At 42.6% G+C, this 746-nt stretch carries 1 protein-coding gene; it reads right to left on the bottom strand.

Annotated elements, in window-relative coordinates; genetic code table 11:
- Window positions 1-719: NAD-dependent epimerase/dehydratase family protein (locus KIV40_RS32245; RefSeq protein ID WP_285353421.1), on the bottom strand; the 719-nt coding region annotated here is incomplete at its 3' end.
- Between the last annotated feature and the right edge of the window lie 27 nt (window positions 720-746).

Here is a 746-nt window from a genome sequence, read left to right as displayed (position 1 = left end):
TTAGCATCATATTCTAGCCAACTAACTTCTAAAGATTTTTCAATCATTCTGTTGGCGAGCAACAAATCGCAAAAGTGTCGTGGGGAGTAGCCTTTTGACTCAGCAATAAAGTGCTGACGTTCTTCGATGTCTGTATGCTGTGAGAGGTACAAATAGTAACTTGCCACATCCAAGACATGGACATATTGGTTGTATCCGGTGCTCGGTACAGCGACCTCAATCGTCGAATCGATGCTCTCTTTAAGGATCCGTTGAAGCTGACAGGATTCCCCGCCATAAATGATGCTCGGGCAGTAAACGATGTGCCAATTCGTTGATAGCACCCTCTTTATTGTTCTGACATCCAACTTCACATTATCGAACGGCTTCAAATTGAACTCTAATAAATCACTTTGATCCGCGCACCCAAATAGCCAAACGCCTGAAGTATGTATTTTAAGTGCGTTACTCGCAGCAAATTGATTCAATTCAGAGAGCAACCCTTGCTCTATGGTAGCGATCTGCTTTTCATTGAATTGTGACCAATGTGGTCTAGCGCAGTTAATGACAACATCAAATCGTCCATACATGTCACTGCTTCCAGCTGTGACAGTGTTAACTTGTGCACTGTCAGCCATGAGGTCACGTTGAAAACTGTAAACATCAAAGCCGTGTTCCTTAAAACATCTGACAACATGACGGCCAACATAACCATTTGAACCCGCTACGAGCACTTTCATTTTATTTTGTCGTCCTAATTGCTAAAA

The sequence above is a fragment of the Vibrio sp. D173a genome (assembly GCF_030248475.1).
Note: the sequence above shows the minus strand (reverse complement) of the source record. Positions and strands in the feature narration are given on the sequence as shown.